This is a genomic window from Nonomuraea sp. NPDC050540 (assembly GCF_044457485.1).
Classification (GTDB): Bacteria; Actinomycetota; Actinomycetes; order Streptosporangiales; family Streptosporangiaceae; genus Nonomuraea.
In genome coordinates this window covers 62,357-76,861 of the sequence record NZ_JBITHA010000018.1, presented here as the reverse complement: position 1 = coordinate 76,861, position 14,505 = coordinate 62,357, and the positions used below count along the sequence as shown (strand labels likewise).

At 64.4% G+C, this 14,505-nt stretch carries 13 protein-coding genes; 9 read left to right on the top strand and 4 right to left on the bottom strand.

The genetic code is table 11. The annotated features are described in order from the left end of the window. Positions 1–30 precede the first annotated feature (30 nt). From ACIBI5_RS43030 to ACIBI5_RS43015, 4 genes are all read right to left on the bottom strand, one after another. Positions 31–981 (bottom strand): NAD-dependent epimerase/dehydratase family protein, encoded by a 951-nt coding sequence (locus ACIBI5_RS43030; protein WP_397255874.1) that lies wholly within the window; start codon positions 979–981, stop codon positions 31–33. A gap of 314 nt (positions 982–1,295) precedes the next feature. Continuing rightward, positions 1,296–2,771, bottom strand: a complete 1,476-nt coding sequence (locus ACIBI5_RS43025; RefSeq protein WP_397255872.1) for a glycosyltransferase family A protein — start codon at positions 2,769–2,771, stop codon at positions 1,296–1,298. Beyond that, entirely contained in the window at positions 2,771–3,907 is a 1,137-nt protein-coding gene (locus ACIBI5_RS43020) for a hypothetical protein (RefSeq protein WP_397255870.1), read from the bottom strand. Before ACIBI5_RS43020 ends, ACIBI5_RS43025 begins: the two co-directional genes overlap by 1 nt. 30 nt (positions 3,908–3,937) lie before the next feature. Then, entirely contained in the window at positions 3,938–4,546 is a 609-nt protein-coding gene (locus tag ACIBI5_RS43015; protein ID WP_397255868.1) for an LmbU family transcriptional regulator, read from the bottom strand. Between the two features lie 955 nt (positions 4,547–5,501). Between ACIBI5_RS43015 and ACIBI5_RS43010 the strand changes: the two genes are divergently transcribed. From ACIBI5_RS43010 to galE, 9 genes are read left to right on the top strand one after another with little or no spacing between them, the layout of a single operon-like run. Beyond that, the gene (locus ACIBI5_RS43010) at positions 5,502–6,176 is read left to right on the top strand and encodes a class I SAM-dependent DNA methyltransferase (RefSeq protein WP_397255866.1); all 675 of its coding nucleotides are present in this window, start codon (positions 5,502–5,504) and stop codon (positions 6,174–6,176) included. Positions 6,177–6,202: 26 nt separating this feature from the next. Beyond that, positions 6,203–6,871, top strand: a complete 669-nt coding sequence (locus tag ACIBI5_RS43005; RefSeq protein ID WP_397255864.1) for a polysaccharide deacetylase family protein — start codon at positions 6,203–6,205, stop codon at positions 6,869–6,871. Then, complete coding sequence (locus tag ACIBI5_RS43000) at positions 6,829–7,923, top strand: hypothetical protein (RefSeq protein WP_397255862.1); 1,095 nt, start codon at positions 6,829–6,831, stop codon at positions 7,921–7,923. The genes ACIBI5_RS43005 and ACIBI5_RS43000 overlap by 43 nt, the downstream gene beginning before the upstream one ends. A 27-nt stretch (positions 7,924–7,950) precedes the next feature. Beyond that, complete coding sequence (locus ACIBI5_RS42995) at positions 7,951–9,216, top strand: beta-ketoacyl-[acyl-carrier-protein] synthase family protein (protein WP_397255860.1); 1,266 nt, start codon at positions 7,951–7,953, stop codon at positions 9,214–9,216. After that, on the top strand, positions 9,206–10,849 hold the full coding sequence (locus tag ACIBI5_RS42990; RefSeq protein ID WP_397255858.1) for a CoA-transferase: 1,644 nt from the start codon (positions 9,206–9,208) through the stop codon (positions 10,847–10,849). The genes ACIBI5_RS42995 and ACIBI5_RS42990 overlap by 11 nt, the downstream gene beginning before the upstream one ends. Beyond that, complete coding sequence (locus ACIBI5_RS42985; RefSeq protein ID WP_397255856.1) at positions 10,846–11,787, top strand: ATP-binding cassette domain-containing protein; 942 nt, start codon at positions 10,846–10,848, stop codon at positions 11,785–11,787. Before ACIBI5_RS42990 ends, ACIBI5_RS42985 begins: the two co-directional genes overlap by 4 nt. Further along, on the top strand, positions 11,784–12,560 hold the full coding sequence (locus ACIBI5_RS42980; RefSeq protein WP_397255854.1) for an ABC transporter permease: 777 nt from the start codon (positions 11,784–11,786) through the stop codon (positions 12,558–12,560). The genes ACIBI5_RS42985 and ACIBI5_RS42980 overlap by 4 nt, the downstream gene beginning before the upstream one ends. Next, positions 12,550–13,365: an ABC transporter permease gene (locus tag ACIBI5_RS42975; protein WP_397255852.1), complete on the top strand. Its 816-nt coding sequence runs from the start codon at positions 12,550–12,552 to the stop codon at positions 13,363–13,365. Before ACIBI5_RS42980 ends, ACIBI5_RS42975 begins: the two co-directional genes overlap by 11 nt. Positions 13,366–13,381: 16 nt before the next feature. Then, complete coding sequence (galE, locus tag ACIBI5_RS42970) at positions 13,382–14,365, top strand: UDP-glucose 4-epimerase GalE (protein ID WP_397255850.1); 984 nt, start codon at positions 13,382–13,384, stop codon at positions 14,363–14,365. Positions 14,366–14,505 lie beyond the last annotated feature (140 nt).

The window sequence follows — 14,505 nt, the reverse complement described above, 5'->3', positions numbered from 1 at the left end:
GAGAGGTCCATGATCCATAAGCACTGATCATCATTTGAACTCCAGTTGCTTGCTGAACCACTCGATCGTGCGTTTGAGGCCCACCTCGAAGCTCGTCACCGGGTTCCAGCCGAGAACTGCTCTGGCCAGCGTCGTGTCCGGTCTTCTAACGTGCGGGTCGTCGATCGGCCTGTCGATGAAACGCACCACCGGTGTCATGCCGACGTGGCCGGCGATGCGGTGTGCGATGTCCAGAACCTTCAGCTCTTCGGGGTTTCCCAGGTTGATCGGCCCGGGATGAGCCGACATGGCCAAGGCAAGAAGTCCTTCGACGAGGTCGTCTACATAGCAGACTGATCGGGTCTGCGTACCGTCGCCCGTAACTGTCAGGGGTTCCCCACGCAGGGCTTGGCAGATGAACGTAGGTATGGCCCGGCCGTCATCGGGGCGCATCCGGGGACCATAGGTGTTGAATATTCGGACAATGCCGGTGTCGGTTCCCTTTGTGTTGCGGTAAGCGGTGGCCAGCGCCTCGCTGAAACGTTTGGCTTCGTCGTAGACGCTGCGCGGGCCCACCGGATTTACGTTTCCCCAGTAGTCCTCCCTCTGAGGGTGAACGAAAGGATCGCCATAGACTTCCGACGACGAGGCGAAGACAAATCTTGCCCGCTTTTCGTGTGCCAGGTCGAGCATGTTACGCGTGCCCGTACTGCCTACCTGAAGTGTTTCGACGGGGAAGAGCAAGTAGTCCTTCGGCGAAGCAGGAGAGGCCAAATGCATCACCAGGTCGACAGGGCCGTTGACCCGGACGGGCTCGGTCACGTCACAGGCAACAGCCTCGAAGTTCTCTGCTTCCAGCAGATGCGCCACGTTTTCCAGCCGGCCGGTTGTGTAATTGTCCAAGCACACCACCTGCGCTCCATTGTCGACGAAGCGCTCGCACAGATGGGAGCCGACAAATCCAGCACCACCCGAGATGACGACACGTTGGTGTACGGTCATGGCTCCAAAGTCCCAACCACGCGCATGGCCTCCACTTGGTTATTCCATGGGAATAACACGTTATGTGCGGTCTGCGGATTGCCACAAGGTTTGCGCTGGGTATCGCGGTTCTCAGTACTGTGCCGCCGGTTCCAGATGTGCGAGTACGGCCCAGCACCCACGCGACGTATCCGCATTCCTCAATAGCGACTCGTCCATGATGAGGCCGAACTCGTGCTCCAGTCCGATGAGTAGTCCTACGACATCGGCCGTGTCCGCTCCGAGGTCAGCGACGAAACGGGTATCAGGGCCCAGCGACGCATCACCGGACAGCCCTAGGTGTTCGTAGAAGCGGAACTCCGCGCGCTGCGCCATGTTCTCTCACTGTTTCTTCCCGGCGCGTGGGGGCCGAGACAAGGCATCCGGGGGTCAGAAAGGGTGCGTGCTCGCACAGTGCCGAGTACGCGTGCGAGCCGGGTGATGCCCGCCAGCTTCACCTGGCCTTCCCCGACCACATAGTCGGAGTGCGGCTCCAATCCGAGCCACGACATGGTGGTCTCGAACTGCTTCCGCGCCGACGCGGGATCTTTCCGCACCTTGAGCATCAATCTCAGGCGCTCGTTGAGTACGGCCTCGAACCGGTGCAGATTGTCGCGGTTGATCCGGCTCGTGGATTCGGCCAGCCGCAGTAGCGCATCCGGATCCTGGGTCCGGATGGCCGCCAACGCCTCTGGGGAGTAAAAGCCCTCCCCCTGGGCGTCGTACGGCCCGATACCTGTGCCCGCCATGATCAGCCATCGCCGGGGGGAGGTGTGCACGCGCAGCGCCGTCCGGCCCACCGTCCACGTCTGGGGCACGAAGCGATCACCCCGCCACGAGCCGCGCAGCACGGACAGCCGCTCACCCAGGCTGAGATCATGTCCGAAGACATGGCTGTATCCGGTGATCATGGCGTAGGACTCCAGGGTGATCATCGTGTTGCTGCCCGCGGTGCGCACCCGATTCCATGAGAAGTCATAACGGGCGTTCAGCTCGGGGCGCAGGGGCGCCAGCGCGAAGTGGAATTCGACGAGCTGCCACGACAACTCCGAGAAGAGCGTGAGGTCGTTGTGCGCGAGGATCCAAGGCGTGTAAGCGTTGCGCGGGCACGCGGCATCGAGATGGGGATGGCGTTCCAGCCACACCAGGTGATGCCAAAGGTGTCGCGGGTCGATCCAGACCAGGTCAGCGTCAATGCAGGCCAGAACGAAGGGCAGGAGCGCGGGGCCCCGGCTCAGCACACGGTGTACCGCCACATCGGCGAGAGTTTGGGCGGCCAACGCGACCGGGTTGCCCAGCCCTCTGGGCAGACACAGGTCGAGGATGTGCACGCGTCCATCCGCACGATGCGACGCGCTCACCTTCGCGACGACGTCCCTCGTATCGTCGAAATCCTGGTGCGATGGCGTGTTGTTCAGGATGATGACTTCCAGGCAGCTGAGCAGTTCGCCGGCGCCGTCCACCTGGTTCAGCAGCAGTTCGAGCGTATGCCCGATATTGCGTTCCTCATGGCGGGCCGGGACCAGCACCGCCATACGGCATTCCGGCGACATCGGCGGCAGCCCCGCGGTGAGCCGCTCTATCTGCTGTTGCCGGGCGTGTCCCAATCCCGACCAGTAGCTTTCCAGTCGCCGCTGCATGCGGCGTGCGTCGAAGCGGGGAGGGGAGCCGTCCGCAAGGCACAGCCGAGATCCGACACCGGACTCCCATCTCAGTGGTTCACGTTCGGCGTCCTCGAGGGCATGTAAATGGGCGGACAGCTTCTGGTCCATCACCGTGAGACCACGGATCTGAGGATTTCCGCGATCTGAGACGCGCCAGCCGCGGGGACGCGGGACGGTTGCTCGCTGTGCCGGGTGCCGAGGAGCGCATGCTCCAGGTTCCGCCGTAGAGCGGCCCGTACGTCAGACGTTCTCCTGGTATCGGTTCCCGCCGCCGCGAGACTGTCCACGATGTACTTGACCGCGGCTTCCTCACCGAGCAGGCGAAGGCGTTCCACCTCGCGGACGTCGAAGACGGCAGGCGGCCAACCGACATGAGGCAAGTCCTTCGTCACCTCAAGAGCGTGCCTGGCGTTGAAGATCTGGCTGAGGTTCTGCGGGGGCAGCAGGCATATCGGGACACCCATCGAGACGCATTCGGTGATGGTGGTGAGCCCGGGCGAGGTGAGCACAATTCGGGCATAGCGCGCTATGCCCACGAACTCCCGATGGCGAAGCTGGCGGCGATCGACGGTGATGGTCATGTCACGCGTATCGACGTCCGCGTTCATCAGCGCGTCATGGTTCCCGGCCACGACCACCCGCTCGTACCCGGCGGCGTCCAGGGCCTCGATGGCGGGTTGAAGGACGAGATTCGCGTAGAACGACTCCGCGGCGCTGGTCACCGGCGACTCGACGCCACCGACCGAAATGAGCGCCACACCCCTTTGGCCGCTCGCGGGCTCGACCGGTTCGGGCACGATCCCCTCGACCCAGTGCAGGTGCTCGATCCTGCGCAGCACAGGCCAGGCCGTGTGAGGGATGCTGGGACACATCTGCGCGCAGTAGGCGGTCGCAAGGAAGGGCACCGCATCCGAGGGGGACCACAGGAACGGAAGGCTGTCGACGTAGACCACGGGCACTCCGCACTTCTCCGCGATCACCGCCGACTGTGGATCGAGCACAGAAAGCACAGCTGACGGCCGCTCCTTCTGGATGACGTCCTCCAGGGGAGTATCGGTGTCATAAGCCGCGTCGTACGCGAACTCGCAAATGTGCTGACCAAGCCTGGTGCCGTGGACGACCAGCCGAAATCCGGAGAGGTATTGTGCGATCGAATCCAGCTTCGCCGCGGGCCCGTAGCCGAAGTCGCACGCGGTCGCCACGATTGTGGAAACCTTTTCCGCGCGCTCTGGAAAGGGGGACATCGAACCGTCCTTTCGGTCACGCTCGCCTGTCTACAGCACACTTGCTTCGGCGGAGTCCGCTACGGTCGCTGCCGCGTCCACAGTCTGGATGATCCAATCGGACAGATCGCAGTCGGCCTTTTCGGCGGCCAGTTCCCAGAGCTGCTTCCTCTCCTCGGTCACGCGAATTTCAATGGCGTTGCCGAGTCGTATGGAATTACCGTTGCAGTGTGCCTGCCGGCCACCTTTCATCTGCCGGCGCAGTTCGTTGCGTGACCAGCCCATCTCCTCTGCCCGGCTGAGCCATTGGTCCTGCTCGTTGGCGGAAAGGGCGGCTACCTCGACATGATGTTGCATGCTCAGCGTGTCTCGCCGGCGAGACACGGGGAATTTCCTGGCGATCCATGCATAGTTGCGTAGCGTCTGATAATCTAGCGATGTCTCTTCGATAGCTGCCTTATATCGCTCTGGATACTTTTGCTGGCCGTACACCAGCCAATCGCCGAGCCACCAGGAAGAGGAGTCGGAGATTCTCGAGAGCTGCTGGCCGATCTCCATCCATGCGTCGATGGGCAGCCGTGAAGGAAGCGAGAGCGAGGTCGCCCGGGTGAGCGCCTCAGGTTTAAGCGGGCGTTTTCTTCGCGCGGAAGAGTGTCTCAAAGTAGCAGTCGAACCGTGTGGCACTCGCAATCCCCGATCTGCACGGCGGTACCCGTCGTGCGTCTTTGTTAAGAAAACTTCCCACCACGGTTGCTAACCGGTATGGCGATTGTCAACGGTCGGGCCGAAAGTCTAGATGATCTTACCTGTAAGTCCTGGAGCCACTCATCCGCCCAGTGCTCTCCGTTGGGGCCTGATGCCCCGCAGGCGGCACTCGCCGATGCTCCGACCCTCGTCCCCGATGAAGTTGTCCCTCCGCCATTCAGCTGCCACCGGCTGGATGCGCACCCGCACCACATGGCGGCCGCCTCCGCAATCACTTGAAGCCTTACGCGCCGCCGTACCGGAAGACGCACACCGCACGGGATTCCGTCCGGGCGCCGATACTCGCCGCGCGGCCGGCGCGCCTAGTACGGAAGCCGCCATTTGTCAGCCGAGCCGGTGTACGTGGTGGCCCAGGCGGGCCCACCGGTGGGGACCACCGGGCATGTACCAGTGGCGGCGATGCCAGGCTGTCCGGCGGGCGGTGTCCTCGCGACGGGCTGGGCGCGTCGGCGGCGTCGAACAGGTGCTTGATCGCGGCGATGGCCGGGGACGTGCTGGGTCTGCGCGTGCCCGCGGCTCGAGGCCGGCGGGTGGCGGGACCTGGGGGTCCCGGTGAGACGCCGGGCGCTTCTTCGCTGAGGCCGGCAGCCGCTCCCGATCTTGTGTCCTTCACACAGTCATGATCATGATCGGGGCACCGGTTGCGTCGGCTCTATGTCACAAGATCGCATCAGCATAGATTGCGTCATCCCAGGTCACTATGCGAATCACGGTCGCCGTTCTAGCAGAGGAAAGGGCGCGGAGGGCAACAGGACGGCCGGGCAACCGTTTACATCTGCGCAGTGGAATGTGTACCAAGGCATTTCGGCCCGCTTTTCCTGAGCGGCCTGCAGCAGAAGGATCGCGTCTTATGACAACCGACATGGAGTACTTCGATCAGCGTTACTCGGCGGAGTCCGATCCTTTCCTTTTCGAGCAGCGGTGGTACGAGGAGCGGAAACGGAAAGTAACTTTTGCCTGTCTGCCAGACCGTCGATATGAGACGGCGTTCGAGGCCGGTTGCGCGCCCGGCTTCCACACGATCGAGTTGGCCAGGAGGTGCGACCGCGTCCTAGCCGCCGATTTCTCTGCACCGGGGCTGGCCAGATCACAGGAGCGATACCGGGTTCACGCCACGACGGAAGAGCTCGGTAGTGTGGATTTCCAACGTCTGCTTCTGCCGCAGCAGTGGCCGGATGGGCAATTCGACCTCATTCTTGTGGCCGAGATGCTCTACTACCTGGAAGTGGCTCTGTACAACGAGTTCGTCGAGCGCACAGTGCGCAGTCTCAAGCCTGGCGGGGTATTAGTTCTGGTTCACTGGACGCCACGTCAGAAGATGACGCTGGACGTCCCAGATCATCACCGTGGTTTCGCGGCGCACGAGGACCTGGTCGCGCTTTGCCAGCATCGTGAGCAGTTCATCCTCGACGTGTTCGGCCGGGGTGGGCAAGAAGCATTCCGGACCAGATCGGGTCTGTTCGCGGAGCCGGAGATCGCAGCGGCCCGCGCCGAGAGGAAGCGCGTCCGCGATGCCGCCGAGTAGTTGACGTCCAGCGCACGGGAGCCCTCGTGAAGCGAATAGTCCTGACTTTTGATGTCGAGCATCCCGACCAGCCGGACGGAGACCCGGCAGCCGTCGCTTCCATTCTGCGTGACCTGCATAAACTGAGCCTCAAGGCGACGTTCTTTATCCAGGGAGCCTGGGCGCGGGCCTACCCCGCACTCGCCAAGGCGGTCGCGCACGACGGTCACGTCGTCGGCTTGCACTCCCAGTGGCACGCTCCTTACGTCTATCTTTCCGACAGCGGGATCGCGAAGGATTTGATTCGTGGCCGCGAGACGGTCACCCGTGTCACAGGATGCGATCCTCTGCCATGGTTCAGATTGCCGTACGGCCTGGGCGCGGATGATCCGCGCATTCTCGCGGAGCTGGCTCGCCACGGATATCGAAACGTCCATTGGAACATCGATCCGCGCGACTGGGATGCCGCGGCCTCGCCCGACGACGTGGCCGGAGCTGTCGTCTCGGGGGTTCGCCAAACCGATGGTCCATGCGTGGTCGTGTGTCATGCCTGGTCACGGTCGTCAACCGCCGCACTCTCCACCATAAGCCGGTTGCTAGAGGGGGACGGTCGCTTCGTCGCCGCGGACGAGCTGTCCGACGAGGACCTTCGCGTGGTAGCCACGCAGCCCACGTGGGTGCGCACGGCACGCCCGAAACCTGGATCTCCCAGGTGACGCGCGGCCCCTACCGCCTGAGCGCGGCGGTCATGACTCATCCCAAGCGGCTCGACGCCGCGATCGCCATCGCGCGAGCCGTTCCCCGGCCCGAGTTCCAGCTCGTCCAAGATCCCCAGCCGCACGGCCCGAGCGGTTCTCTGCGGACAGCCGTGAAGGCCTGGAGCGCTGCCGACCCCTCGGCCACGCATCATCTCGTGGTCCAGGACGACGCCCTGCTCTGCGAGGACTTCGAGCGGCGGCTGCATCGGGCCCTACGCGCCTGGGATCACGGTGCTCTGGCGCTGAACACCACGTGGAACAGCTGGAACGGATCACTTGTCACGCTCGGGGCGGTCACCGGCGCAGCCATCATGCCGGCGCTGGACGAAGGGTGGACGCCATCGGTGGGGCTCGTCATGCCCGTGACGGTCGCTCGGGAGTTCGCCGGCTACTGCGAGACCCAGATTCATGACCTGGACCTGCCCGACGATGCCGCCCTGTGCCGCTTTTTCACGGTCGCTGGCGTTCCGACCGCTCTTTCCGTGCCCAATCTGGTGGAGCACGCGGGCCGGCAGAGCCTCGTGGGGAACGGTTCGCAGGGATCGCGCCGCTCGGCCTGTTTCCTGTCCGACCCGCCGTCGACCGCGCGGTCGGACGCTGCGATCGGGCGCTTGCCAGAGACTATCCCCCACCTGCACAAAGGCGTGGCGTATTGCTTGGTACGGCAAGCGCGTCCGGACATGTACGCGCGGGTTCACCACGGGCAGTGGCTCGCGGAACAAGGCCTGCCCGCGGCCGGGCTTCGCCTTCTCTTCGGAGAAGACCTGAGCCGTCTTCCCGCCCCATCGCATCCTCTGCTCCTCGATGAGGAGCTTTCGTGGGCCTATTGGATCACCGCGTATCTCATGGGCCGGCTCGCAGATCCAGCGCTGGCGAGCCCGCAGGTCCGGCGGGAGGCCCTGGCCCGGCTGGCGCGAGGCGGTTTGTGGCCCAGAGCGTCGGAGTCGACGCTGGCGGACGCTCAGGAGAGTTTCGCGGACCTGGGCGAGCTAGCACTCGTACGCGAATGAGTCCTTTCCCAGGAAGGAGAGCCGGAGATGGGAAGCGACGGTCCAGCCGTTCTCGTATCGGGGATCGGGGTCATGCTGCCAGGCGCCGACTCCACGCATGACCTCTGGGCGCATCTCGTCGGCGGGCGGTCCCAGGTGCGCCCGCTGGTGCATCCACTGCCCGAGATCGACGTGCATGTCGGCGCTTACATCGAACACTTTGACTATCGCGACTACTTACCTGACCTTTCTCCCGCACATGCCAAGTGGTACAGCAGGGAGATCATGCTGGTACTCGCCGCGCTGGACCATGCGAGACGAGACGCGGGCCTTGACGCAACACCGCTTGATCCCGCTCGGGTGGGCGTGCTCGCCTCAAGCTCCCGGGGGCCCGCGATGTGGTGGTCGAGGGATCAGACGGTGACGGGCTTCGCCGAAGGGATTCCCGTTAGCGACTCGATCTTCGCCTCGCTCGCGGGCTGCCCGGCCAGTCTCGGCGCCATAAGAATCGGCGCCGCCGGGCTCGTGAGCACGATCAGCAACGCCTGTGTGGGCGGCCATCAGGTCATCTCCCTGGCGATGAATGCCATCAGATCAGGCGAAGCCGACGTGATGTATGTCGTCGGCCATGAATTTCCCCTGGTCAAGGAGGTCATGCAGATTTATGGGTCTCAGCGGCTGCGGGTTCTGTCCCGGGAGAAGGCGTCTCCCGTCGAAGCGGTCAAGCCGTACGACAGTAATCGCGATGGCTTCGTGCTGGGGGAGGGTGCCGTGGTCCTCGTGCTCGAACGTTCCGACCATGCCCGTCGCAGGCAGGCGAATGTCTATGCGCGGCTGATGGGCGGCGCAGCCATGAGTGAGGGGCAGCATGGGATGCGCATGGACATCACCGGCCAGGGTGCGGCGGAGACCATGATGCGAGCCCTGCGCCATGCGGGTTGCTCGCCCGGCCACGTGGACTATGTCTGCGGTCACGGCACGGCCACCAGATACAACGACCTGGCGGAGGGACGCGCGGCACGGATCGTCTTCGGCGAGCAGTCGCGGCGTCCGCCGTTGGGGTCGATCAAACCTGTCTACGGTCATTTGCTGGGTGCCGCGGGAATCCTCAACTGTGCCGCGGTCGCGCTCATGTTGAAGTACCAGTGTCTTGTTCCTACGATCAACTGCGTCAAACCCGATCCGGAGTGCGCCGGTGATCACGTAACCGAAGGCGCACGGCGGGCGCCGCTGGCCGTCGCCATGTCCATGGCGTTTGCCGTCGGCAGCCAGAATTCCGCGATCGTGCTCGGAGCCGTCGATCATGACACCTGACGGTAAGTTCTTCGCGCGCATCGATGAGATGTGCGAGAGGCTGGTCGAGCCAGGTGCGCATGTGCACTTCGCCTCGACGATGTCACGGCCCAATGTGCTGGCTCTCGTGTTCTCCAAGGTGTTCCGAGACAGGGCACGGTTCGTCGTCAGCTCGAACGCCCTGCACGCTTCGCTGCACGCGCTCACGATCGCGGGACTCGTGGAGCGGGCGATCATCTGCTTTGCGGGGGACACCGTGCCCTCGCCCCGCCCAAACCCGCTTTATCGGAGAATACAGGTTGGTGACCCATTCCTGGCTGAGGAATGGAGCATCCTGTCGTTGTTGCAGAGGCTGATCGCGGGTGCCACCGGCGCGCCGTACACAAGCACGACTTCGCTGCGCGGGTCCGACCTGCCTACCAACGCCTCAATCACCGACACCGGAGTCATACCGGCTCTGCGGCCCGACGTCACGATGATGCACGCCCATTGCGCTGACACGAAGGGCAACCTCTATCTCGCCGGTCCAGTGGGGGAGGGGTGGTGGGGCGCCATGGCGGCTCGCCAAGGTGTCATCGCCACCGTGGAGGCAGTGGTGGCGACACCGCCCAAAGACGGAGTCGCCTGTTCGATTCCCGCCTCCCGGGTCCTCGGCATCTGCCACACGCCCTATGGCGCGCATCCGCAGGGCCTATCGGCACTGCCATCGGCCGGGGTGAAAGGCTACCTGGACGACTACGCGTTCCAGGAGGAAACCGGGCGCGCATGCAGGGCTTCAAGTGATGCGAAGGACTGGCTGGCCACGTGGGCCACCGCCTCCCACACGGAGTATCTCGACCAGCTGGGAAGCCGACGGCTGGACTCGCTCCAGCTTCCGTCCTCGCACCTGCCCGGCACGCCGGACGCCGATCGTGCCGAACCCATCTCACGCAGAGAACTTCACGTCATCCTTGCGGCCAGGGCCGTGGTCCGGAGGTCGCGAACGCGAGACTACGGCGTGCTCCTGGCCGGCATCGGCGCTGCCCACCTTTCGGCCTGGCTCGCCGCCCGCCTCCTGCGTTCGCAGGGAGCCGAGATTCAGGTGGTCGCTGAGCTCGGGCTCATTGACTTTCTGCCGACCAGCGGTGACGTCCATCTCTTCTCCCAGCATCACGTCCGGGAATGCCGTCAGCTCGCCGGGACGCACGAGGTCCTAGGCGGACTGATCGCGGGCGGCGCCGGTCGCACGCTCGGGGTGTTGTCCGCCGGGCAGGTCGACGAACTCGGCAGGCTCAATTCCAGCAGGGCGGCGGACGGTGGCTTCCTGATCGGGTCCGGTGGGGCCAACGACATAGCGTCGCATGTGGACGTCGTAGCCGTAGTGCCGGCGTCCCAACGACGCTACCCGCGCGGTGTGTCCTTCGTGACCGCCCCGGGCGAGAACGTCAACAGTGTTGTCTCTGAGTACGGATGCTTCGCCCGATCCGAGACGAGCGGCCGCTTCGAGCTGACGACCTGCGTCGACGGCATCCGCCCCGCGGAGTTCGTGAAAGACAGGACCGGCTGGAACACCACTCTGGCCACGGATCTCCTGGTCGAGCCACCGGTCACCGTCGAGGAACTTTCACTTCTCCGCTCCCTTGACCCCACCGGTGTGTATCGGAGGCCGACATGATCAAAGTTGTCGACCTGAGAAAGGTCTTCCGCCGGCCCCGGGCCTTTTCCGGGCCCTTCGGATCCCTGCGCGCCTTGACTACCCGGCAGTACGTGGAGAAGGTCGCCGTGGACGGCGTCAGCTTCGAGGTCGGCGAGGGCGAAGTCGTCGGCTACATCGGCCCGAACGGCGCCGGGAAGTCCACCACGATCAAAATGCTGACCGGGATTCTCGTGCCCACCGGCGGCACGGTGCAGGTGGCAGGGCGCGTGCCGTGGAAGGAGAGAAAGGCCAACGCGCGCTCGATCGGTGTGGTTTTCGGGCAGCGTACCCAGCTGTGGTGGGATCTCCCACTGATCGATTCGCTGCGCGCGGTGGGCGCACTCTACGACGTGCCCTCTTCGCGGTTCGAGCGTGCCATGCGGCGCATGCGTGACCTGCTGGCGCTGGACGACTTTCTCGACACACCGGTGCGGCAGCTCAGCCTGGGCCAGCGGATGCGTGGTGACCTCACAGCCGCGATGCTCTACGAGCCGCCACTGTTGTACCTGGATGAGCCCACTGTCGGTCTGGACGTGTTCGCCAAGGAGGCGATACGCGGATTCATCAAAGAGATCAACGAGACTGGCCGTACGACAGTGATTCTGACGACGCACGACCTCTCCGACGTCGCCGCCCTTTGCCGGCGGATCATTCTCATCAACTGCGGCAAGGTGCTCTACGACGGCGGGCTCGACAAGTTGGTGCGGATGTACGCACCGCCTCGTCGGCTGGTCGTCCAACTGGTTGGAGGTCCGGGAGAACTTCATGGAGTGCGCCGGGACGTGAACGGCCGGTATGTGCTGGCGATCGGCGGTTCGCTCCCTGAACTCGTCGCTCGGATCTCCGCCGAACACGCCATTAGCGACCTCACCATCGAGGAGCCCACTCTCGAAGACGTGATCAAGGAGATCTATTGATCCGCCAGCTCTCCGGGGTGGCCCGGGTCGGCCTTCGACTGGCGTTCACCTACCGAAGCGATGCCTTCATGACCTCCATCGTGCTGGTCGCCCAGGTCCTCCTCCTGCGCATGATCTGGACCGGACTCTACGGCGCGCGGCAGCAGGCCGGCGGGCTGACGTTGCAGGAGCTTCTCGTCTATCTCACTCTCGCCAACCTTCAGGCCTTCGCCATGAACATGACCATCGGCCAGATCATTCACCGCCGCATCCGCCAGGGCGTCGTCTTCTTCGACCTGGCCCGCCCCACCGCGTACCTGGTGCACATGGCCGTCCTGCAGGTGGGCAACACGTTCGGCATGCTGCTCCTGCTTGTACCGGTCGTGCCGCTGATGCTGTTGATCGGGTCCATTTCCCAGCCGGTCAATCTCCCTGCGTACCTGGGAACGCTGGTCCTGGGCTACGTCATCGGGGTGATGATGGCGCTGCTGATCTGCCTCGTCGGTTTCTGGACCCTGGAGACGAACGGACTCTTCTTGCTCTACCGGCTCATGAGCCAGTTCTTCGCGGGAACCATGGTGCCGCTGAGCTTCTTTCCGGGTGCTCTGGGAGACCTGGCGGACCTGTTGCCGTTCAAGTTCATGGGCTATGTGCCCGCTGCCATCTATGTCGGCAGCGTCACTGAGGTCTCGCAGGCGCTCGTGGTGGAGGCCGTCTGGATCGTGCTGCTGGCCGGAGTGCTCTGGCTGGTCTGGACGCGTGCGCACCGGCGGGTAGTGATCAATGGCGGCTGAGCCCTGGCGGACCGTTGGCCTGTACCTGCTGCTGCTCAGGGCTTCGATGCGCAGCGCCGTCCAATATCGGTTCAACACCCTGATCGGCATCATCGCCGGCGCTGTCTACCAGGGCAGTGGCTTCGCCTTCATCTGGGTGGTGATGACCTCCTTTCCTACGCTCGGCTCCTGGAGTCTCGCGGAGATCGCCTTCCTCTATGGCCTGCGTCTCACCGCCCACGCACTCTGGCTGATTCCGCTGAGTGGCCTGATCGGGATCGAGTGGATCGTCAGGGACGGGGAGTTCGATCGATTTCTGCTCCGGCCACTCAACCCCTTGGTTCAGTTGCTGGCCAAGGACATCGGGCTGGGGCAGGTGGGTGACCTCCTGGTGGGGCTGACTTTGCTGATCATCGCTGGTCAGCAAGCCGGCGTTTCCTGGGGACCGGGTCTGATCGTGTTCTGCCTGGCCTCCATCGTCGGCGGTGCGCTGGTCGAGGCGTCCTTCTTCCTCGCGCTGGCGTCGCTGACGCTGCGCATGTTCCACACGTTCACGCTGCGGATCTTCATCGACGACGTGTTCAGCCGATTCGGCTCGTACCCGATGCAGATCTTCGGGGCGCCTGTGCAATGGGTACTGACGTTCGTCCTACCTGCCGCCTTCGTTGCCTACATTCCTGCCAGCGTCGTCCTGGACAAGACCGCGACGCTGAATGTGGAGCCCGTCATCGCCTACGCCAGCCCTTTGCTAGGCGTGGTTCTGTTCGCCCTGGCGTGTCTCTTCTGGGGGCGCCAGGTCCGCCACTATCAGAGCGTCGGTCACTGATCGAGAGAGAGACACCATGAGGGTCCTGGTCACGGGAGGCGCGGGCTACATCGGCAGCGTGGTCGCGGCACAGTTGCTGGAAGGGGGAAACGAGGTGACGGTCTTCGATGATCTGTCCACGGGCCACGAAGACGCCGTGCCATACGGTGCCAGGTTCATCCGCGGTTCGATTGAGCATCCGCCGCTCGACGGCATGGACGCCGTCCTGCACTTCGCGGCGAAGTCCCTGGTGGGGGAGTCGGTCCGGCAGCCGGGACGATACTGGGCACACAACTTCGTGGGCACTGCCAAACTTCTTGAGGCCATGCGTGTCCGGGGGGTCCGCAAGATCGTGTTCTCCTCGACCGCGGCCACGTACGGCGAGGCGGAACGCCTGCCCATCCAGGAAGACCACCCGACCCGGCCGATCAATCCCTACGGCGCGTCCAAACTCGCCGTCGACCACTTGCTCGGCGCCCATGCGGAACTCCACGGTCTGGGCGCGGTCAGCCTGCGCTACTTCAACGTGGCCGGCGCCTACACGGCCCGGGACGGCCGTGTGTACGGTGAGCGGCACGCTCCGGAGACCCATCTCATCCCGAACATCCTGAAGGTCGCGGCCGGTGAGTCCGAGTCGGTCCGCGTCTTCGGCGCCGACTTCCCCACGCCAGACGGTACCTGCGTGCGCGACTACATCCACGTCGCCGATCTGGCCAGGGCGCACCTGCTGGCGCTGGAGAACTGCTCGCCGGCCACGCACAAGATCTACAACCTGGGCAACGGCGCCGGGTCCTCCGTCATGAAGGTGCTGAACGTCGCGCGGGAGGTGACAGGTCACCCCATTCCCGCGCTCGTTGGCAACCGGCGTCCGGGCGACCCCGCGGTCCTTGTGGCCTCTTCGGAGAAGATCCAGCGCGAGCTGGCCTGGAAGGCGGAGCGGGGGGACCTGGAAACCATGGTCTCTGACGCGTGGGCCGCCTTTCGCTCTCCCGAGACGCCCCAGGTTGCGCCGTCCGCCTGAGATCGGCCCGGATGGCCGGAGCCGGCCGGCGGATGCGGAACAAGGGGCCGGTGACCGTACCGGCTCGCCCTGACATCCCACCGCACCGCCAACCAAGCGGCACTTGATGTCGCTCGATCGACGACGAGCGCTGATCTGGG